The sequence below is a fragment of the Hymenobacter arcticus genome, assembly GCF_054779975.1.
On the sequence record NZ_BAAGXF010000027.1, the window covers coordinates 1 to 20,368 of the forward strand.

Below are 20,368 nucleotides of genomic sequence, written 5' to 3' on the forward strand. Positions count from 1 at the left end.
GTTTACTAGCTGGTTTTTCTGCTTCCATGACAAGGGAAAGTTACTTTCGCCGTGTCCATTTTTACCCGACCACCTCACCAATGTACTGCTGACCAGTATCGGACACCACACGCCGAACAGGCCACTTTTTGATGCTATTCTGCGTCAGCGACTTACACTGGTCGTCAGCACCAGCATCTTGTTGGAATACGAAGAGATAGTAGCCCAGCGCACTACCCCGGCCCTGGCTCAAAACCTACTGGAAGCCTTAGGAAACCTGCGCAACGTGAGCCGCCACGAGGTTCGCTATAATTGGCGCTTGCCTTTTCTTGACCCCGACGACCAGAAATTCGTGGATGCCTACGTAGCTGGTCAAGCTGACTACTTGGTCAGTAACGACCGGCATTTTGGTGAGCTTGCAACAGCTGGCTTTCCGCAGGTGCGGGTAATGTCGGCGGCGGAGTTTCTGGCGGTGCTGGCCAGCAATTTAACCAGCTAGTACTGAAACAATTCCAGTAGCTTGTCGCATACCTCCTGCGCCGTTGTAGCCTCCAGTACGCCCAGCTTACGCACCAGCCGCATTTTATCAACCGACCGGACACGGTCGAGCGCCACTTGCCCAACCTTACCCTGAAACTCGCAATCGACCCGCGACGGATACGCCCGCTGGCTGCTCGTGAGCGCCGCAATCGTGACAGTGCGCAGGTAGCGGTTCAGCTCATCGGGCGAGATGACCACGCACGGCCGGGTCTTATTGATTTCGCTACCCTGCGTGGGGTCGAGGTTCACTAGCCACACCTCAAAGCGTTGGGGCGCGGCTACCACTGCCATTCAGTTTCCTCAAAATCGGTATCGGCGAAGCCTTCCAGTAGTTCGCCTTCCGGTGCTTGCCCTGCGGCTAGGGCCGCTTGCATTTGGGCTTCCCAATCTTGGCGGGCGGGCTTGGCCACTTGCGTGATAAGCAGGCCCTCGGGCGTGGGGCGCAGGTCCACTTCGCCGGCCAAGTGGTACTGTTGCAGTAGCTTCTTGGGCAGGACGATGCCTTGGGAGTTGCCAACGCGGATAATTCGGGTGTGCATAGCACGAATGTACGCACAAAGTAATTACACTTGTTAAGCTTTCCCCTGGGCTACAAATAAGCACGCGGGGTATAAGTTAGGAGCATTTCAGGCGTTAGCAACCGGTTTTTGAAGCATCTTTATTAAGTTTAACTCTCACCTCAAACAGATACAGTAATAATGAGCTTTAAGAACTTCGTTGCTAATCTTACGGGTAAAACTTCTTCATCAAATGTTACAATAATGGAGAAGACACATTTTACTGGAAAGTACTTCAGAAAAGTAATTCACGTAGAAGAGTTTTTAGCTAAGAGAAAAGAGAATGCCACGGAGCTAGATAAAATGTTGCCTCATGCAGCACCCCACAAATTAGATAATCTCGATTACAGATTCTCATTTAGATTAGACTTGTCTAAAAGACCAGAAGGCATGAAAGTGGGTGATTTGGTTACTGCTTCTAGTTACAATAGCAATTATAAAGCCCTTACTGAGCTTACTCGCCCCTGGAAAGTTCGCTTGCTGACCCCAACTGACGACGGTCGTCGAACAGATTATCTTGGTTACACATTAAGCGATTGGCTTGAAATAGAACCTGATTATATAAGAGACGGTGAGTTAGACAATTACAAGTGGCGAGGATATATTAGACTTTTTCAAATTTCTTACGAGAGCATTTATGAGTTACATGATAGTGACTTAATTTCTTTGCAAAAAGAAATAATCACCATTAAAGATGCTAATTTAAACATTCCAATTCAGCACCTTTTAAAAGCTGAAGCGAAGCTTTTCGCACAAGAGTGTCTCGACATGATGTCTCCTCGTTGAAGGTAAAATACATCGCCTATTGTACCTTGCTAAACCGCCTGAAAATCCGTACCTTTGCGGCCCTGTCAAGGCGGCAGGTCGGGAGCTTACGCTCTCGGAACCAACCCAAAATGCGCTCCGCCCTGGGTTCCGGCGGTGGCGTTCAGTAGTTTAGGAACCCGCTACAAAATGGCAGAAATGGTTGACGATTTCGACTGGGACAATGTCGATGCCAGTGGTTTTGGCGGTAATTACAACGCTGAGCAGCGCGCCGAGCTGGAAAAAATGTACGGCGACACCCTTACCACCGTTCAGGAGGAAGAGGTAATTAAAGGCACCGTGGTAGGCATGACCGACCGCGATGTTATCCTCAATATTGGCTTCAAATCGGACGGCCTCGTGCCCCTGAGCGAATTCCGTGACCTGCCCGACCTCAAAGTTGGTGACGAGGTGGACGTGTTCATCGAAGACCAGGAGGATGCCAACGGCCAGCTCATCCTGAGCCGTAAGAAGGCTAAAATCAAGCAGGCCTGGAACGCGATTTACGCGGCCCTGGAGAATGATACCGTGCTGGAAGGTGTGGTGAAGCGCCGCACCAAAGGCGGCCTCATCATGGAGATGGATGGCGTAGAAGCCTTCCTCCCCGGCTCGCAAATCGACGTGAAGCCTATCCGCGACTTCGACATTTATGTTGGTCGCCGCATGGAAGTGAAAGTCGTGAAAATCAACGCTGCTTTCGATAACGTAGTTGTTTCGCACAAAGTCCTGATTGAGAAGGACTTGGAGCAGCAGCGCGAAGCCATCCTGAACAACCTCGAAAAAGGTCAGATTCTGGAAGGCAACATCAAGAACATGACCAACTTCGGCGTGTTCATCGACCTCGGCGGTGTCGATGGTCTGCTGCACATCACGGACATTTCGTGGGGCCGCATCGCTCACCCGAGCGAAGCACTGCAGCTCGACCAGAAACTCAACGTGGTTGTGTTGGACTTCGACGAGGCCAAGAAGCGTATCTCGCTGGGCCTGAAGCAGCTGACGCCTCACCCATGGGACTCGCTGCCCGCCGACCTCGGTCCTGGCTCGCGTGTACAGGGCCGCATCGTGAACGTAGCCGACTACGGCGCATTCATGGAAGTGGTACCGGGCGTTGAAGGCCTGATTCACGTATCGGAAATGAGCTGGAGCCAGCACCTGCGCAACCCGCAGGACTTCATCAAGCAGGGCGACATTGTGGAGGCAGTTGTACTGACCCTCGACCGTGAAGACCGCAAGATGAGCCTGGGTATCAAGCAACTGACCGAGGACCCGTGGACCCGTAGCGACTTCGCCGAGAAGTTTGCCGTAGGCACCAAGCACAGCGGTGCCGTGCGCAACCTGACCAACTTCGGCCTGTTCGTAGAACTGGAAGAAGGTGTGGACGGCCTCGTGCACGTATCGGACCTGTCGTGGACCAAGAAAGTGAAGCACCCTTCGGAAGTGGTGAAAGTGGGCGACAAACTCGACGTAGTAGTACTCGAGTTGGATATGTCGGCCCGTCGCCTCGCCCTAGGTGTGAAGCAACTGGAGGAAAACCCCTGGGATACCTTCCAGACGGTGTTCACCACTGGCTCGGTACACAAGGCTACCATCACCGAGAAGTCGGACCGTGGCGCAGTACTCGAATTGCCGTACGGCATCGAGGGCTTCGCTTACCCCAAAGGCTTGGTGAAGGAAGATGGCTCGAACGCCGAAAACGGCGAGCAGTTAGACTTCCGCGTTACGGAGTTCTCGAAAGATGACCGTCGCATCGTGCTTTCGCACACTGCGGTGTACAACAAAGAGGATGAAAGCAACAAGACGACCAACTCGAAGTTCGCGAAGAAGTCGCCCAACGCTGGCCAGAGCCAGGGTGAAGGCAAACTGAGCGACCTCAAGAAGCCGGCCGACAAGAACACCCTCGGCGACCTCGACGCCCTCAGCGCCCTGCGCGACCAGCTTGCTGGCGCCGAACGCCAAGCTGGCGAAGACAAGCTGAAAGCCCGTGCCGATGCAGATGTGCCCGCCGCTGGCCCATCGCCCGACAACGCTGAGATTGCCTAGTGCAACCCCAGTAGGGTAACAAAAGGAAGCCCCAACCGCAAGGTTGGGGCTTTTTTGTGCGCGTTAGATTTGGTGGTGTAGTCTTTTGGCGTACCTTTGTGCCCCCAAGCCGGTAACGTGACCGAGCGGCTAGGTAGAGGTCTGCAAAACCTCCTACGGCGGTTCGAATCCGCCCGTTACCTCCAAAGCCCCCGCTGCTTCTTTTTGAAGCGCGGGGGCTTTTTCGTGGTCAATAGGCTCAAAAACGGGAAGTAAGCCCGGCGCTGCCTACATTGCCGTATCGCTGGCGGGGCCAGCGGCTTATCCTTGTTTTGACTATATGAAGATTATTGACCTCCGCACCATGCGCGGGCCGAGCTACTGGTCGGTGAAGCACTACCGACTGATTGTATGCAAAGTTGATTTACAGGAGTTTGCCGGCGAGTGGAGCAACACCCTCGACGGGTTTGGCGAGCGGCTAACCGCGCTGCTCCCCAGCATTGGGCAGCCGCACTGCCAAAATCGCCCTACCAACAAGCAGCTGGCCAAGCACCCGCCGCTCACGCAAGGGCAATTGGCCGATGGGGAGCCGCTGGGCCACGTAATCCAGCACGTGGCGCTGGAGTTGCAGCGCCAGGCCGGCATGCCGGTGTTTTGGGGCAAGAGCTACCCGGCCCGCGAAGAGGGCGTGGAGTACGTAGTGTTTGCCTACCAGGAAGAACGCGCCGGGCGCTACGCCGCCCAGGCCGCTGTGGAGCTGGTAGAGGCCCTGTGCAAGGGCGAGGAGTTTACCCTCAAGCCCGTAATTGACGAGCTGCACGACATCCGGGAGGAGGAGTTTTTTGGGCCCAGCACCTGGAGCATTGTGGCGGAGGCGGCCTCGCGCAACATCCCGTATATCCAGCTGAAAAACAGCAACATCATCCAGCTCGGCTACGGTGTGAACCAGCGCCGCATTTGGGCTACTACCACCAACCTCACCTCGCACGCGGGTGTGGAAGTGGCTGGTAATAAGAACCGTACGAAGGCCATGCTGGCCGATGGTGGCGTACCGGTGCCGCAGGGTACTACCGTGTATTCGGAAGACGGCCTGCGCGACGCGATTGAGGAACTGGGCTTCCCCATCGTGACCAAGCCGCTCGACGGCAACCACGGCAAGGGAGCCACCATCCGCATCATGAACTGGGAAGATGCCGTGGAGGGCCTGAAATTCGCCAAGGAGTACTCGCGGGCTGTCATTGTGGAGCAGTTTGTGGAGGGCGACGACCACCGCCTGCTCGTGGTGAACGGTAAGCTCATCGCGGCGGCCCGCCGCACGCCCGCCGCCGTAATGGGCGATGGCCAACTAACTATTCAACAGCTCATTGACAAAGTAAACGAGGACCCGCGCCGGGGCGTGGGCCACGAGAAAGTGCTCACCTCCATCAAGGCCGACCAGCACACGCTGGACATTTTGAAGGGCCAGGACCTAAGCCTGGAGTCGGTGCTGCCGGCCGGCGAAACACTCTACCTTAAGAGCACTGCCAACATCAGCACGGGCGGCACGGCCACCGACGTGACCGACCTCATTCACCCCTACAACCTGCTGCTGGCCGAGCGCGTGGCCGGCATCGTGGGCCTCGATATCTGCGGTATCGATATGCTAACCAGCGACATCGCCATTCCGCTGAACGAGACGCGCGGGGCGGTGATTGAAGTAAATGCGGCCCCCGGCTTCCGAATGCACATTGCGCCTACCGAGGGACTGGCCCGCAACGTGGCCGCGCCGGTTATCGACATGCTATTTCCGGCAGGCAGCACGGCCCGCATTCCAATTATCGCCGTCACGGGCACCAACGGCAAGACGACTACCACGCGCCTCATTGCGCACCTGGTAAGCAGCATTGGCTATAAGGTGGGCTTTACCACCACTGATGGCATTTACATTCAAGGAGTTCAGTTGCAAAAGGGCGACTGTACGGGCGGGCAGAGTGCCGAGTTTGTGCTGCGCGACCCCACCGTGAACTACGCGGTGCTTGAAACGGCGCGCGGCGGCATGCTGCGCTCGGGCCTGGGCTTTCATACCTGCGACATTGCGGTGGTAACCAACGTGGCGGCCGACCACCTGGGCATGCGCGACATTTACACCGTGGAGGAGATGGCCGCCGTGAAGGGGGTGCTGCCCCGCACGGTGCAGAAACACGGCTGGGCAGTGCTCAACGCCGACGACGATTTGGTGTACGAGATGGGTCGCAACCTCGACTGTAAAGTGGCTTATTTTTCTATGAATGAGCATAATCCGCGCATTCAGGAGCATGTAGAAGCCGGTGGGGTGGCAGCGGTGTACGAGGAAGGCTACATCACCATTTACAAGAACTCGTACAAGCTGCGCATCGACCGGGCGGCTGAGTTTCCGGTTACGTTCGGGGGCCGGGCGGGCTTCAACATTGAGAATGCGCTGGCAGCCGCGCTGGCCGGCTACCTGGCGGGCTTCGACAAAGACACCATCAAAACGGCGTTCCGCACCTTCGTGCCCTCGGCTACCAAAACGCCGGGCCGCATGAACGTGTACAAGTTTCCGCGCTTCGAAGTGATTGTGGACTACGCCCACAACACGGCGGGCATTACCAAGTACGCTGAGTTTATGGACGCCACTACGGCTACCCACAAAATTGGCGTGGTATCGGGCCTGGGCGACCGCCGCGACGAGGATACGCTGGGTTTCTCGCGCATTGCGGGTCGCATCTTCGACGAGGTAGTGCTACGGCAAGACCGCGATTTGCGCGGCAAGTCGGCCGAGTTTCTGCAAGAGATAATGACGCGCGGCCTGCGGCTCGACAAGCCTGAGCTGCCCGTGACGTACATCGAAAACGAGCTCGATGCCATTGACTACGTGCTGGCCACGGCACCTAATGGCGCGGTTATCACGCTGCTGACCGAGAATATTGCGGGCGTTATCAAGAAGCTTGATGAGTACGAGGCTAGCCTGAAAGCCGAATAAGCCCGAGGTCGCCCGTCATGGCGAGCGCAACGCAGTGGAGCGCGGCAATCGCCCCTGAACAATTCGCAAGGGTTTCGTTCGGGGGCGATTGCCGCGCTTCACTACGTTGCGCTCGCCATGACAAACGATTTTTAACTACCGCCTACGCTTATCAAACAACTACTTACTAATCAATGAAATATTTTGCGCAGGCGGCCATTGCGGCGGCGCTGGGGCTGGCCAGCTGCCAGTCGGGCACTACGTCGGACAAGGCCGCGGCCGACACCGCCGCTGGTAATAAGGATTTGAACGGCCTATTTGGGCGATACTGGGAAAAACAGTCGCGGCTTGACCCACTGGCGGCCACCGGCCAGGGTGACAACCGCTTCAACGACCAGCTGCCCAACGACCAGACCCAGGCCTACCGCGACACGCTGCGCACGTTTTACCAGGATTACCTGACGCGCCTGGAGAAATACGACCGCAACACGCTGGCTGACAACGACAAAATCAGCTACGATATCTTCCAGTACGAGATGCAGCAGCGCCTGGCCGGCCTGAAGATGAACACCTGGATGCTGCCGTTTCAGCAGTTTTGGGGGCTGCCCATCACGCTGGGGCAGTACGGCGCGGGCTCGGGCAACCAGCCGTTTAAGACGGTGCAGGACTACGACAACTGGCTGGGCCGGGTGCACGGCTACACGGTGTGGGCCGACTCGGCCATCGGCAACTTCCGGCGGGGTATGAAGGCGGGCGTGGTATTACCCAAAGCCTTGGTGATGAAGATGATACCGCAGATGCGCGGCAAAGATATCATCGTTACGGACCCTACTAAGTCGCTGTTTTACGGGCCGATAGCGGCCCTGCCGAAAAGCTTTTCTGAAGCCGATAAAACTCGCCTGACGGCGGCTTATAAAAAGGCGATTCTGACCGAGCTGGTGCCGACTTACCAGAAGCTGGGCAACTTTTTAGCTACGGAGTACCTGCCTAAGTCGCGCCCCACGAGCGGGATTGCGGCCGTGCCCGGCGGACCGGCCATGTATACTTACGACGTCGCTTACTGGACGACCACGAGTAAAACGCCCGCCGAAATCTATCAGACTGGCCTCGCGGAGGTGGCCCGCATCAAGGGGGAAATGGAGAAGGTGAAGACCCAGGTGGGTTTCAAGGGCGACCTGCCGGCGTTTTTCCAGTACCTGAAAACGGACAAGAAATTCATGCCCTATAAGTCGGCCACGGAGGTGCTGGACGCGTTCCGCAAGATTCAGGCGACTATCGACCCCAACCTGAAAAAAATGTTTGGGCGCACGCCCAAAACGCCGTTCGAGATTCGGCAGACGGAGGCCTTCCGCGCCGCTTCGGCTTCGGCCGAGTATAACTCGGGCTCACCGGATGGCACGCGGCCGGGTATTTTTTACATTCCGATTGTGGATGCCACCACGTTTAATACCACGTCGGGTATGGAATCGCTGTTTCTGCACGAGGCCATTCCGGGGCACCACTACCAGACGTCGTTGCAGCAGGAAAATCAGGGCCTGCCGAAGTTCCGGCAGTTTGCCTGGTACGGGGCTATGGGCGAGGGCTGGGCGCTGTACTGTGAAAGCCTGGGCAAAGAGCTGGGGCTGTATACCGACCCCTACCAGTACATGGGCGCGCTCGGCGACGAGATGCACCGGGCGGTGCGCCTGGTGGTGGACACCGGCCTGCACTCGCGCAGCATGACCCGCGAGGAGGCCATCACCTACATGATGGCGCAGGAGCCCATCAGCGAGGATGGGGCCACGGCCGAAATTGAGCGCTACATGGCCATTCCGGGCCAGGCGCTAAGCTATAAGACCGGGGCACTTAAAATCCGGGAACTGCGCACGCGCTACGAAAAGGAGCTGGGTAGTAAATTTAAGCTCAGCGACTTCCACGATGAGCTACTGAAAGATGGTGTGATGCCGCTGGCCGTGCTGGAGAAGAAGATGGACGCTTGGGCGGCTACGCAGAAGTAGCTTGTAAGCAGCCACAGCTGCTAAAACAGAACGTCATGCTGAACGCAGTGAAGCATCTCTACCGCGCCGTTAGGTTAGTAACCCTAGCGGCGCGGTAGAGATGCTTCACTGCGTTCAGCATGACGTTCTGTTTTATTAATTCTTGATTGTAAACTCTTTACCGAACTCCGCGCACGCGCATGGGCACCGTAAATACGGCCTCTGAGGCGGTGATGAACAGCGTGCGCATATCCTTGCCGCCGAAGCAGAGGTTGGCCGTCCAGGCGGCGGGCACGTCGAGGTGAGCGATGCGCTCGCCGGCGGGGTTGTAGATGGTGACGCCCTGACCGGTGAGGTACACGTTGCCTTGCTCGTCGAGGGTCATGCCATCGGAACCCTGTTCCACAAAAAGCTGCTCGTCAAGTAGTTCACCTTTGGGGCCGAGGCGGTAGCGGTAGGTTTTATTACCGTCGATATCAGCCACGTAGAGCATGCGGCCGTCGGGCGTGCCGATGAGGCCGTTGGGCTTGCGCAGGGTGGTTTCGACGGCTACGGGCTGCGGCGCGCCGGGGGCCAGGTAGTATACGTACTGGCCGATGGGCGTGCGGCTTTGGTCGGCCCAGTAGTCGCGCTTGTAGTAGGGGTCGGTGAAGTAAAGGCCACCTTTGGAGCTGACCCACACGTCGTTGGGGCCATTAAGGCGCTGGCCCTGTACCTGGGCTACCAGCACTTTCTTTTTACCACTGGGGCTGATGGACCAGAGCTGATTTTGGCCATCGGCGCAGGCAATGAGGTTGCCTTGCTTGTCAAAATACAGCCCGTTGGAGCGGCCAGCGGGACTTAGGAAAACGCTGAGCTTCCCGTCGAGGCCATACTTCCAGATTTTGTCGTTGGGCTGGTCGGTGAAGTAGATGTTGCCCTGGCGGTCCACGGCCGGGCCCTCGGTGAAGGCAAACTGCTTGGCCACCAGCTGCGGCGTGAGCGAGCCGGCAAACAGCGCCTGCCCGGCCGCCGTGGGCGGATTGGGCGGGGCAGCCACCTGGGCAGCCGCTGTCCCAGCCAGGAGCAGACCAGCGGCCAATGCAACTGCAAAGCCCTGATAACGAACAACAATTCTATTCATAAGCGAGGTAAAGGAAGGTAACTGGCTCCCTACTCCAAGCTATACGGCTAAGCGACCGGCCGCGCTGCGCCGGGCATCAGCTCGCGAAATAGCTGCCTTGCTCTAGGTCGGCGAGGAGCGATGGCTGGCTGGGGAGCCAGCCCAGCTGCTGCTGGGTGCGGGCACTGGTGGCCGGCATATCCATGCCCACGAAGCGGGCCATCCAGCCAAAATGGTCGGCGGCCTCCTCAGGTGATTTGGAAACAACTGGTAAGTTCAAATGCCGGCCAATGATGGCGGCAATGTCGCGCAGGGGCAAGCCTTCGTCGGCCACGCCGTGGTAGCGGCCCCCGGCCGCACCCTGCTCCAGCGCCAGCCGGAAAAGGCGGGCCGCATCGAGCCGATGCACGGCGGGCCAACGGTTTAGCCCCTCCCCTACGTAGGCCGCCACGCCCTTTTGGCGGGCAATGTTGATGAGCGTTGGCACGAAGCCATAGTCGCCGTGGTCGTGCACGGAGGCCGCCAAGCGCACCACCGACGCCCGCACGCCCTGCGCTACCAGCGCCAGCGCGGCCGGCTCCGACAGGCGGGGCGAGGGACCAGGCACATCTTCTTCGGTACCGAGGCGACCGGTGGCCAAACCCGCCAGCCCGGCCGTAACTACCAAGGGGCGGCCCGAGCCGGCCAACGCACCGCCGAGCGCCTCAATGGCCAGCTTATCGGCCTGGCCCGCGGCCTCGTAGGCGGAGAAATCGTGGCCGTAGGCGGTGTGAATGACACCATCGGTGGCAGCTGCCCCGCGGCGTAGGCTGTCGAGGTCATCGAGCGAGCCATGGTGTGCCTCGGCTCCGGCGGCGGCCAGGGCCAGGGCGCCGGCCGCCGAGCGGGTCAGGCCGAGCACCTGGTGGCCCGCGCCGAGTAATTCTTGAACGATGGCGGAGCCGATGAAGCCCGTAGCGCCGGTGACGAAAACCCGCATGTGGTAAGTGCTTTACTAAGTAAGTGAGTACGCCACAAAGGTCTGGCGGGCGGGCGGCGGCCGGGCTGTGCGCGCCAAACCATCTACTGCATAATTCAAACAATCACTTTACACCCGAAAAGCGCCCGGCACAAGCCCTGTTTGGCGCTTGAAGAAGTTGCAGAAGTGCGCCACGTCGGCAAAGCCCAGGCTGTCGGCAATTTCCGAAACGGTCCAACTGGTCTGCTTGAGCAGCATCTTGGCCTCCTGGGTTACCCGGCCGCTGAGGAGGGCGGTGGTGGTGTGGCCGGTGGTTTCCTTCAGCACCCGGTTGAGGTGGTTGACGTGCACGGCCAGGTGGCTGGCGTAGTCGGTGGCGGTGCGCAGGCGCAGTTGCTGCTGCGGGGTTTCGAGGGGAAACTGCCGCTCCAGCAGCTCAGCAAACAGGCCCGCCAGCCGGGCCGCCGCCGAGTGAGCGGGCGCCAGGGCCGGGGCGGGCTGGAGTTTCTGCCCCCGGTGAATCAACTCCAGCAAGTAGGCGCGCAACAGGTCATACTTATACGCATAGCCGGACGCTATTTCCTGAGTCATCTTCTTAAATATCAGCTCGATAGCTGCATATTCGTCGTCGGTTAGCGGTACTATCGGGCAACTACCCGGCTGAAAAACCGGCAATTCGTGCAGCACCATTCCGCCGCTGACGGGCAGCAAAAACTCGTCGGTGAACACGCAGAAGTAGCCCACCTGCTCCTGGTTGTGCGGCAGCCAGCGGTAGGGCACGCGGTGCGAGGCAAACCACAGGTTGTTGCCGGCTACCTCCACGCCCTGGTCGGCGTACTCGATGCGGCTGCGCCCGCGAATCAGGCTAATTTTGTAGAACGCCCGCCGGTCGAAGGTCATGGGGGGCCGGTTGCGGTAGTCGAGCATCAGGTCCGCCACGTTGAAGACGTTGAAGAGCCCGATTTCGCGCGGCCGGTCGGGCGCTAGCAAGGCCTCAGCAGCGGCACTGGCTACGGGGGCTAGCTTGGTATACAGTTCTTCGAGCGGGGAAGACTTCATAACAGTAAGCTGTAAAAATCAAAGGTAAGTCGCCCGTATGCTGTCAGCTAGTATCCTATCAGTGAGTGGCCCGGCGCATTGCTCCTGGTACTCAGCATCCCCAAGCCAACTCGCTGGCCTCCACCCAACCCACTGCCCAAGTGTGCGTAAGGTCAAGTCATCATCCGGCCTTTTCTATTTGTATGAAACTCAATAATTTCGAATTAGCCTTTGTGCTGGGCCGCCTGCTACTGGGCCTCAACTTTTTGATGCACGGGCTGGTACGCATTCCGAAGCTAGACGTGTTCCGGGCGGGTATTCTCAAGGAGTTTGCGGCTGCGCCGCTGCCGGTGGGCCTGGTGAGCGCCTACGCCACGGCCCTGCCCTTTGTGGAAGGCAGCGTGGGGTTGCTGCTGCTGCTGGGCTTGTGGACGCGCCCGGCGCTGGTGGCAGCTATGCTACTGATAATGAGCTTAGTATTTGGCAGCAGCTTGCTGGAAAAGTGGAATTTGGTGGGCGACCAGCTGGTGTACGGCCTCTACATTATCACGCTGGTGCTCCACTTGCAGCGTAACCGCCTGTGCCTCGACCCGCTGGCGGTGCAGGCCCCGCAACACACGCCTAATCAGTGAGTTATGGCATTAACAGTCTATATCTAACCAATTAAAAATCAATAGCTTATGTCCACTCGCCCCTACATTTTGGCCGAAACCACCTGGCAGGCCGTGAAAGACGCCGCCTTTGAGGTGGTGGTTTTGCCCTGGGGGGCCACCGAGGCCCACAACTACCACCTGCCCTACGGCACCGACACTATTCAGTGTGACTACGTGGCCGCCGAGGCGGCGCGCCTGGCCTGGGAGCAGGGCGCGAAAGTGGTGGTGCTGCCCACCATCCCGTTTGGCGTGAACACCGGCCAGCTCGACATTACCCTCGATATGAATCTGATGCCCAGCACCCAGTTGGCCGTGCTGCGCGACCTGGTGCGAGTGCTGGCTCGCCAGGGCATCCCGAAGCTGCTGGTGCTGAACGGCCACGGCGGCAACGACTTCCGGCAGATGCTGCGCGAGCTGCAAGTGGAGTTTCCGGGCGTATTTCTCAGCACCGCTACGCTTTTCCGCATCGTGGACCGCAGCCAGTTTTTTGACGCGCCCGGCGACCACGCCGACGAGATGGAAACCAGCATGATGCTGCACATTGCCCCCGACCTGGTGCGGCCCCTGGCCGAAGCGGGCGCGGGGGCCAGCAAGCAGTTTCGCATTCGGGCGCTGCGCGAGTGGGCCTGGGCCCAGCGCGAGTGGAGCCAGGTGAGCGCCGACACCGGCGTGGGCAACCCGGCCGCCGCCACCGCCGCCAAGGGCGCGGCGTTTCTGCAAGCGGTTACCCAGCAGTTGGGGCAGTTTTTGGTGGAGCTGGCCGCGGCCGACCCGCGCGATTTGTACGAATAAATTCAACCTTTTTGGCAGCCGGTAGCACAGCCTTTGCAGGCCGCTCTTTATTTGTTGGTGAGCGCTGCGATGCGGATGGCGCAGGGCTTCGCTCAGTACCAGATATTCGCTGGCCGCTAACTGACTCGTTGCCCAAAGCCGCCGCCAACCGGACAATAAGTGCAAGCTCGCGGCCTCCCATTACCTGGGTAACTGTCTTTATTGTGCTCCGCAGCCAGCCGCTGGACCCCACGCGCACGCGCGGAACTAGTAGGGTGCAAACAGCCGGCCATTTGGCCGCTTGGGCAGTATGCCGAATTGCTGCAACTGCCCGATATGGTGCTCTTTACAGAGGCTCATGCCCTGGCTGGCCAGCCGCTGGCAACCGGCTACCCGGCACGGCGCGGCTCCAGGCGCGAAGGTGTTTTCAGCCAGGTAATCTCCCATCACGGCTCCGTAAATAAGCCAGGCGGCCGGCTGGGTGTAGGGTTGCGCCAGCCACTCAGCCACCGTGATTACGGGCACCTGAAATGCGTACTCGCGGTGACCAAAATTCCATTCGCGGCCGGTTTGCCAATACTGCCCGCAGTGCGGGCAAGCCAGCAGCTTCAGTGCAGTATGCTCATCCTCAGCGAGTAGCTGTAAGGTGCCCAGCAAATTTTTAGTGGCTTTTATTCGCTTCGTGATGCTGGGCCGCGTGAGGGTGAGCGGGGCGTAGTGGGAGCAGGAGCAGGACATTGCGCCCAAAAATAGCCGGTGCCGGATACTAGCGAACCGGCGCAGCCTGCGCCGCAAACAATTGGCAAGCTTGCCTGGTCGTAGCCTTGCTACTTCTCAGCATATTTTCTCCCCCATGCAGCACCTCACCGCGGCCGACATCTCGGCGTTCGAAAAAGTATACCGCCTCAACTTCGTCAATGGCCTGCCGGGCTTCAAGCCGGCCAACTTGGTGGGCACGGCCGCACCCGATGGCCGCACCAACCTGGCCATTTTCAGCTCGGTGCTGCACCTGGGCTCCGACCCGGCCGTGCTGGGCATGGTGACGCGCCCCACCACCGTGCCGCGCCATACCTACCAGAATATCAAGGATAACGGCGGTTGCTACACCCTCAACCACGTGCCCCTGAGCCTGGCCGCGCAGGCCCACTACACCTCGGCCAATTTTGAGGACGTGTCGGAGTTTGAGGCCTGCGGCTTTACGGCCGAGTTCCGCGACGGCTTCCCGGCGCCCTACGTGGCCGAAAGCCCCCTCAGCATTGGGCTGCGGCTGCGCGAGGAGCACGCCATCTTCAACGGCACCGTGCTGCTGGTGGGCACCGTGGAGCACGTGTACCTACGCCCCGAGGCCCTGCGCCCCGACGGTACCCTCGACCTGGCCGCGCTGGGCGAGGCCGCCATCTCGGGCCTCGATGGCTACCACGAGGTGCTGCCGCCCGTGCGCTACGGCTACGCCCGGCCGGGGCAGTTTCCGCAGCCGGAGTAAGTTTTTTCTCAACGCAAAATGCCCGCTAACAGCTTGTTAGCGGGCATTTTGCGTTGAGTTGAAGCGGGCTACATGCTGCCCGACTTGTCTTTGCTGGTTTTGCTGTCTTTGTTGGGCTGGTTCTGGTCCGTGGAGCCCATTTTGCCGCTGGCGGTTTGGGGCGAGGTAGCGTTGTCGCCGGCCGGGGCCGAGTCAAGCTTGTCCTGGGCGGTACCGTTCTTGATAGCCGTGGCCGAGCCTTTACCGATGGGCTTGGTCACGGTCTGTTTGTTGTTGATGCTGTCGCGGTTCACGTCGGCGTTGGTGTAGCCGCGCGGGTTGCTGAAGCCCTCGCGCGACTGGAGGTTTACGCCGGGGCTGAGCGAAGTGTAGTCGCAGGCGGTGAGCAAGGTGGCGGAGCTGCCTACCAGCAAGAGAGCCAGGGCAAAGCGAAAAGAAACTTTCATGCGGAGAGCGGGGGAGATTACTACTACAAAGATGCGGCCCGGCCGCCAATACTTGTTGGACGTATCAACCAGATTTTGGTTGCCGTGTTATACCACGCAAGCGCCGCGCCGGGCGCGGCCCCTCACCCACCCTACCCCCGCCATGCTGCGCCGTACCCTCACCACCCTGGCCCACGCGGCGCTGCTGCCCGTGCGCGGGGCCACTTTGCTCTATCAGGCGGGGCGCGCCCATCAGCATTTTTTTCAGCCGGTGCTCAATGGCGCGCTCGGCGACCAGCTGGCCACCCGCCACGATGCCCGCACCATTGCCCTGAGCTTCCGGCGGGGCGGGCACGACGTGCCCGTGGCCGAGCTGGGTTTGAGCGAGGCCAAGCAAAAGACCGTCATTTTTCTGCACGGGCTCATGGGCGATGAGCTCATCTGGCAAACCGGCTTTCAGGACGAGCCCGGCGAGCCCCTGCGCTACGGCCCGCGCCTGGCCGCCGAGGCCGGCTGCCGGCCCCTATATCTGCGCTACAACTCGGGCCTGCACATTTCCGAAAACGGCCGCGCCCTCAGCCAGCTCCTTACCGAGCTGGTCGAAACCTACCCCGCCGCCATCGGCGAACTGGTGCTGGTGGGCCACAGCATGGGCGGGCTCATCATCCGGTCGGCGGGCTACTACGGTTCTTCAGTTATAGGTCATCAGTTATCAGTTATCAGTGAGTCGGGGCCCACCCAGAAGAGGAAGTCTAAACCCAAAAAACTGCTCACTGATAACTGCTCACTGATAACTGAGAAAGCGCCCTGGCTGGCGCATTTGCGCAGCGTATTCCTCATCGGCGTGCCCAACGAGGGCTCGTACTTGGAGCAGAACGGCCTGCTGGTGGAGCGCCTGCTGCGGCGCATCAACCTGTTTCCGACGCGCTTTCTGAGTGAGGCCATTGCGCGGCGCTCCAACGGCATCAAGGACCTGGGCCAGGCCCTGCTGGTGGATGAGGACTGGCAGCAGCCCGACGACCCCGCCCTACCCCGGCCCCGCACCGTGGTGCCGCTGCTGCCCGGCGTGCGCTACCACGTGCTGGTGGGCGACTGGCTGCGCGCCAGCCGGCCCCAGGTGCTGCGCGAGTATTTTGGCGATGGGCTAGTGGGCGCGGCCAGCGGCCGGGGCCAGCTTTTTGCCGACGAAACGGAGCTGCCACCCGGCACCGCCGTGCGCACCGCCCGCTTTGGCGAGCAGCACCACAGCGGGCTACTGCGTAATTCAGCCGTTTATCAATACCTTAGGCAGTGGGTATAGGCGCGGCGCAGCCAACCAGCTTCTTAGCGCAACCGCTTGGGCTAATCATGCAGCTAGCTTTAGGCTCCTCTACTTGAAAATACTATTTTACCTTTTCCACTTTTCGCAGCTTTCGTATGAAAAAATCTTTTTACTACACCTGCTCCGCCTGGCTGGTTGCCCCACTGCTGGCGGCTACCACGGCCGCAGCCCAAAGCGTACCCAACAATACGCTCGACACCTGGGCGGTGCGCGCGGGCATTGAAGCCCCGGCTGGCTGGCTGACGACCGACGATTATTTGTCGATTGTCAACAGTTCACCTCGTACTAACACAGGCACCGTTCTGAAGTCGAGCGACGCGCACAGTTCACCTTATGCGGCCAACCTAACCAACGTGGCCATTGGCAATTATGGCTTCTCAGGGTCGCTGTTTCTGGGCTCCCGCTTCGACTACAACCTGCTCGGGGGGTTACCCTATACCACCCGGCCCGCTCAAATGCAGTTTTACTACAAGTACAATGGCCCGGCATCCGACTCGGCCTTTGCTTCGGTAATTCTAACCCGCACCACCAGTACGGGGCCGCTGTTAGTGGGCCAAGGCGCAACCCTGCTAGCCCCTACTACCAGCGGCTATGTGCAGATGTCGGTACCGATTACTTATGGGTCCAGCGGGTCGCCTGATTCTATTCGCATCTACTTCGACTCCTGCATAGCCAGAAGAATCACGATAGGGGCCTCGCTGCTGATTGACGATATCACGCTCAGCAACCCGGCGCTAGCCACGCGGGCCGATGCCGAGTTTCAGGCCCAGCTCACGGTGTCGCCCAACCCCAGCCCGGCCGGCCGCTTCCGCCTCAACGCGCCCGACCAGCCCGCCCTGGCCTCGGCCCCCTACGCGGTGCTCGACCTCACGGGCCGCGTGGTGGCGCAGCAGCCCGCGCTGGCGGTGCCCAGCCCGGTGCGCGATATTGACTTAAGTAACTTATCAACTGGCATTTACCTGTTGCAGGTCGATTCCAAGCAGGGCAAACTAGTACGGCAGCTGGTGGTGAAATAGGCTGGCCTTTTTTCTATTCGCTTCCTTATCAAAAACCTTCCGCACAGTTGCGGGAGGTTTTTTTGGCTTAGGAATAGCTGGGCCAGCGACCCAGATGCACCCTGGCCCGGCCAACTAGCGTACTGCCGCATAGCTTACTGCTTCTGCATGACTCCTTCGCTCCCTTTGCCCGCGGCCGGGCCCCGGCCCGGCTTGCGCACCCCGTTTACCTACAGCCTGTTTCGGGCCATCTGGATTGCCTCGCTCGTGAGCAACGTGGGCACCTGGATGCAGAACGTGGCCGGCGTGTGGCTCGTGACTACCCTCACCACGTCGGCCCTGCTGGTGGCCCTTATGCAAACGGCTACTAGCCTGCCGGCCTTTTTGCTGAGCATGCCGGCCGGGGCCATCGGCGACCTTATCGACCGGCGCAAGCTGCTGCTGTTTACGCAGGGCTTTATGGCGGTGGTGGCGCTGGGGCTGGGCGCGTTTGCGCTGTCGGGGGCCATTCGGGCCATTGACGTGCTGGGCTTCACGTTTTTGCTGGGTATGGGCGCGGCCCTCAACGGCCCCATCTGGCAGACGGTGACCACCGAGCTGGTGCCCCGGCCGGTGCTGCCGTTTGCCATCACCCTCAACGGGGTGAGCAACAACATTGCCCGCGCCATTGGGCCGGCGGTGGGTGGGCTCATCATTGCCTACTACCAGCCGGGCTGGGTGTTTATCCTCAACGGGGTGTCGTTTATCGGCACCTGGCTGGTGGTGTATAACTGGAAGCGGGCGGTGCAGCACGAGGGCGGCCCGGCCGAAAACTTCTCGGGCGCGCTGCGGGCGGGCATTCGCTACGTGCAGTATTCGCCGCCGCTGGTGGCGGTACTGGTGCGCACGTTTGCGTTCTCGTTTGGGGCCAGTGCCATGTGGGCGCTGCTGAGCGTGGTGGTGGCGCGGCGGTTGCACCTGCAATCGGGCTCCTACGCCGTGATGCTGTCGTGGCTGGGCGCGGGGGCCGTGTCGGGGGCGTTTCTGATTGGCAAAATCGGCCACCGCCTCAATATGAACCAGCGGGTGCTGCTGGGCTCATCCGTGTTCGTGGGCACCAACCTGTGCCTGGCCCTGGTGAGCAGCGAATACTGGCTGTTTCCGGTGATGTTTCTCACCGGCACGGCCTGGCTCATTACCATGACCAGCTTTAGCACCAGCGTGCAGCTGCACGTGCCCAAGTGGGTGCAGGCGCGGGCGGTCAGCATCTACATGCTTGTTTTTCAGGCCGGTATGAGCCTGGGCAGCATTGTGTGGGGCGAGTTGGCCGACTGGGCCAATACAGAAGTGGCGCTGCTGGTGGCGGCCGGCTGGATGCTGGCCGGCCTGGCCCTGGCGCTGCCCTTTCCTATGCACCAGCCCGAGGGCCTCGACTTCAGCCCCGCCGAGCAGTGGAGCGACCAGCTGCCCGAAAACGAGGACACCATTGGCCCCGACGACGGCCCCGTGGTGGTGATGATAGACTACGACGTGGCCCCCGCCGACCACGCGGCCTTTCGGCTGGCGGCCCAGCACCTCACCCGCCTGCGCCTGCGCGACGGCGCGCTGCGGGCCGGCGTATTCAGCGATGTGAGCCAGCCGGCGCGCATCACCGAGTTTTTTTACGTGGCCACTTGGGCCGAGCACGAGCGCCAGCACCACCGCTTCACTCGCGACGACCAGCAGGTGGAGGCCGAGGTGCGGCGCTTTCACCAGGGCGAGGCCCCGCCCCGCGTCACGCACTTCCTCTCGTTTCCGCGCACCGCCAACGTGGAAGTGGCCGCCCCACCGCTGCAAGTGGCGGGCAGCGCGCAGTAGGTACCCTTCCTAAAACCGTGGGGGCGGGTACTTACGTAAAGCCCTGGCCCGGCCGGCTCTGGCACCCCTTTTGCCAGCTTACCGGTTTTTACCCTGCTTCCTATGCCTCGGTTTCTGCTCCTTTTTTTGTGCGCGCTCCTCACCTTTGGGGAGGCTAGCGGCGCGCTTAGCGCGCCGCCCGGCCGCCACCGCCCGCGCTACACCGCCTACAAGCACCGCGGCGACGCCCGTAAGCGCTGGAAACGGATGGGCGTAATTGGCCGCTGGCGCTACAAGCGCCGCTACCAGAAAGCGCACCCCCGGCGCGGCGTCATCAAGGTAGGGCCACCGCGCACTACCATGCCCCGGCGCTAGGCCCTGCCTGCGCTCCCAACGACAAGGCCCCGGCTAACCGAACTGCTCAGCTTGAGCGGTCTGGTTGGCCGGGGCCTTGCCGTTGGCGATAGCACCCAATTAGCCCTGGTGAACTTTTTCTAGATAACTACTTTATTTTTAGCTAATTACGTAATTATCTTCCCTACTGGTGTGGGAGATGGCGCTGAAAGTGTAGCTGCAAAATATTATTCACTTTCTCTTTGGTGAGGGGCTTACTCACGAGGCCAGCAATGGCGAGCTCATCGAGGCGGGCCAGGTCGCGGGCATCCATGGTGGTGGTGAGCATGATGATGACCGTGGCCGCCCGCTGCGCGTTGGGCAGCTGCTGGTAGGCTTCCAGAAACTGGATGCCGTTCATGCCAGGCATGTTCACATCGAGCAGGATGAGGGCGGGCTCTTCGGGCGCGGCCTCCTGCACCAGCAAGTCGAGGGCCTGGGTGCCGTTTTCGGCCACTAGCAGCCGGTCGGCCACGTCCAGGCTCTTGAGCAGCAGCTCGTTTAAGAAATTATTGGTCGAATCATCGTCAACCAACAGGATACTGGAAAGCTTTTCCATGGAATTTTAGTAGCGTAAAAC

The 20,368-nt window shown here is 60.2% G+C and carries 20 protein-coding genes and 1 tRNA gene; 13 read left to right on the plus strand and 8 right to left on the minus strand.

Annotated elements, in window-relative coordinates; translation table 11 throughout:
* The coding region (locus ACYVGC_RS23935) for a putative toxin-antitoxin system toxin component, PIN family (protein WP_460586370.1) at positions 1–478 on the plus strand (478 nt) is incomplete at its 5' end.
* Here the strand turns inward: ACYVGC_RS23935 and ACYVGC_RS23940 are convergent.
* Together ACYVGC_RS23940 and ACYVGC_RS23945 are read right to left on the minus strand one after the other, a co-directional pair.
* A complete protein-coding gene (locus tag ACYVGC_RS23940; RefSeq protein ID WP_460586371.1) occupies positions 475–810 on the minus strand; it encodes a type II toxin-antitoxin system PemK/MazF family toxin in 336 nt (111 codons plus the stop codon). The genes ACYVGC_RS23935 and ACYVGC_RS23940 overlap by 4 nt on opposite strands.
* Positions 798–1,058, minus strand: a complete 261-nt coding sequence (locus tag ACYVGC_RS23945) for an AbrB/MazE/SpoVT family DNA-binding domain-containing protein (protein ID WP_460586372.1) — start codon at positions 1,056–1,058, stop codon at positions 798–800. Before ACYVGC_RS23945 ends, ACYVGC_RS23940 begins: the two co-directional genes overlap by 13 nt.
* Before the next feature lie 159 nt (positions 1,059–1,217).
* Here ACYVGC_RS23945 and ACYVGC_RS23950 point away from each other — a divergent pair, with 159 nt between their 5' ends.
* The 5 genes from ACYVGC_RS23950 (at position 1,218) to ACYVGC_RS23970 (ending at position 8,855) form a co-directional block, all read left to right on the plus strand.
* Positions 1,218–1,862, plus strand: a complete 645-nt coding sequence (locus ACYVGC_RS23950; RefSeq protein ID WP_460586373.1) for a hypothetical protein — start codon at positions 1,218–1,220, stop codon at positions 1,860–1,862.
* Between the two features lie 168 nt (positions 1,863–2,030).
* The gene (rpsA, locus tag ACYVGC_RS23955; RefSeq protein WP_460586374.1) at positions 2,031–3,920 is read left to right on the plus strand and encodes a 30S ribosomal protein S1; all 1,890 of its coding nucleotides are present in this window, start codon (positions 2,031–2,033) and stop codon (positions 3,918–3,920) included.
* Between the two features lie 111 nt (positions 3,921–4,031).
* Positions 4,032–4,105 (plus strand) — tRNA-Cys (locus tag ACYVGC_RS23960).
* A gap of 134 nt (positions 4,106–4,239) precedes the next feature.
* Positions 4,240–6,879, plus strand: a complete 2,640-nt coding sequence (gene cphA, locus ACYVGC_RS23965) for a cyanophycin synthetase (protein WP_460586375.1) — start codon at positions 4,240–4,242, stop codon at positions 6,877–6,879.
* A 173-nt stretch (positions 6,880–7,052) separates the two neighbouring features.
* Positions 7,053–8,855: a DUF885 domain-containing protein gene (locus ACYVGC_RS23970; RefSeq protein ID WP_460586376.1), complete on the plus strand. Its 1,803-nt coding sequence runs from the start codon at positions 7,053–7,055 to the stop codon at positions 8,853–8,855.
* Between the two features lie 157 nt (positions 8,856–9,012).
* Here the strand turns inward: ACYVGC_RS23970 and ACYVGC_RS23975 are convergent, their stop codons facing one another.
* The 3 genes from ACYVGC_RS23975 to ACYVGC_RS23985 form a co-directional block, all read right to left on the minus strand.
* Entirely contained in the window at positions 9,013–9,957 is a 945-nt protein-coding gene (locus ACYVGC_RS23975; RefSeq protein ID WP_460586377.1) for an SMP-30/gluconolactonase/LRE family protein, read from the minus strand.
* Between the two features lie 76 nt (positions 9,958–10,033).
* A complete protein-coding gene (locus ACYVGC_RS23980) occupies positions 10,034–10,915 on the minus strand; it encodes an SDR family oxidoreductase (protein ID WP_460586378.1) in 882 nt (293 codons plus the stop codon).
* Positions 10,916–11,023: 108 nt separating this feature from the next.
* A complete protein-coding gene (locus ACYVGC_RS23985) occupies positions 11,024–11,953 on the minus strand; it encodes a helix-turn-helix domain-containing protein (RefSeq protein WP_460586379.1) in 930 nt (309 codons plus the stop codon).
* Between the two features lie 182 nt (positions 11,954–12,135).
* On the opposite strand from ACYVGC_RS23985, the gene ACYVGC_RS23990 reads away from it, so the two are divergent.
* A complete protein-coding gene (locus tag ACYVGC_RS23990; RefSeq protein ID WP_460586380.1) occupies positions 12,136–12,564 on the plus strand; it encodes a DoxX family membrane protein in 429 nt (142 codons plus the stop codon).
* A 48-nt stretch (positions 12,565–12,612) separates the two neighbouring features.
* Entirely contained in the window at positions 12,613–13,377 is a 765-nt protein-coding gene (locus ACYVGC_RS23995) for a creatininase family protein (RefSeq protein WP_460586381.1), read from the plus strand.
* 246 nt (positions 13,378–13,623) lie between these two features.
* Here the strand turns inward: ACYVGC_RS23995 and ACYVGC_RS24000 are convergent, their stop codons facing one another.
* Positions 13,624–14,094 (minus strand): hypothetical protein, encoded by a 471-nt coding sequence (locus ACYVGC_RS24000; RefSeq protein ID WP_460586382.1) that lies wholly within the window; start codon positions 14,092–14,094, stop codon positions 13,624–13,626.
* Positions 14,095–14,209: 115 nt separating this feature from the next.
* Between ACYVGC_RS24000 and ACYVGC_RS24005 the strand changes: the two genes are divergently transcribed.
* Entirely contained in the window at positions 14,210–14,839 is a 630-nt protein-coding gene (locus ACYVGC_RS24005; protein WP_460586383.1) for a flavin reductase family protein, read from the plus strand.
* Positions 14,840–14,907: 68 nt separating this feature from the next.
* On the opposite strand, the gene ACYVGC_RS24010 is transcribed toward ACYVGC_RS24005, so the two are convergent.
* Complete coding sequence (locus ACYVGC_RS24010; RefSeq protein ID WP_460586384.1) at positions 14,908–15,285, minus strand: hypothetical protein; 378 nt, start codon at positions 15,283–15,285, stop codon at positions 14,908–14,910.
* Between the two features lie 79 nt (positions 15,286–15,364).
* Between ACYVGC_RS24010 and ACYVGC_RS24015 the strand changes: the two genes are divergently transcribed.
* The 4 genes from ACYVGC_RS24015 (at position 15,365) to ACYVGC_RS24030 (ending at position 19,770) form a co-directional block, all read left to right on the plus strand.
* Positions 15,365–16,564 (plus strand): esterase/lipase family protein, encoded by a 1,200-nt coding sequence (locus ACYVGC_RS24015; RefSeq protein ID WP_460586385.1) that lies wholly within the window; start codon positions 15,365–15,367, stop codon positions 16,562–16,564.
* Positions 16,565–16,680: 116 nt separating this feature from the next.
* Entirely contained in the window at positions 16,681–17,601 is a 921-nt protein-coding gene (locus tag ACYVGC_RS24020; protein ID WP_460586386.1) for a T9SS type A sorting domain-containing protein, read from the plus strand.
* A gap of 147 nt (positions 17,602–17,748) precedes the next feature.
* Complete coding sequence (locus ACYVGC_RS24025; protein WP_460586387.1) at positions 17,749–19,416, plus strand: MFS transporter; 1,668 nt, start codon at positions 17,749–17,751, stop codon at positions 19,414–19,416.
* A gap of 102 nt (positions 19,417–19,518) precedes the next feature.
* Positions 19,519–19,770, plus strand: a complete 252-nt coding sequence (locus ACYVGC_RS24030) for a hypothetical protein (protein ID WP_460586388.1) — start codon at positions 19,519–19,521, stop codon at positions 19,768–19,770.
* Positions 19,771–19,933: 163 nt separating this feature from the next.
* Here the strand turns inward: ACYVGC_RS24030 and ACYVGC_RS24035 are convergent, their stop codons facing one another.
* On the minus strand, positions 19,934–20,347 hold the full coding sequence (locus tag ACYVGC_RS24035) for a response regulator (protein ID WP_460586389.1): 414 nt from the start codon (positions 20,345–20,347) through the stop codon (positions 19,934–19,936).
* Between the last annotated feature and the right edge of the window lie 21 nt (positions 20,348–20,368).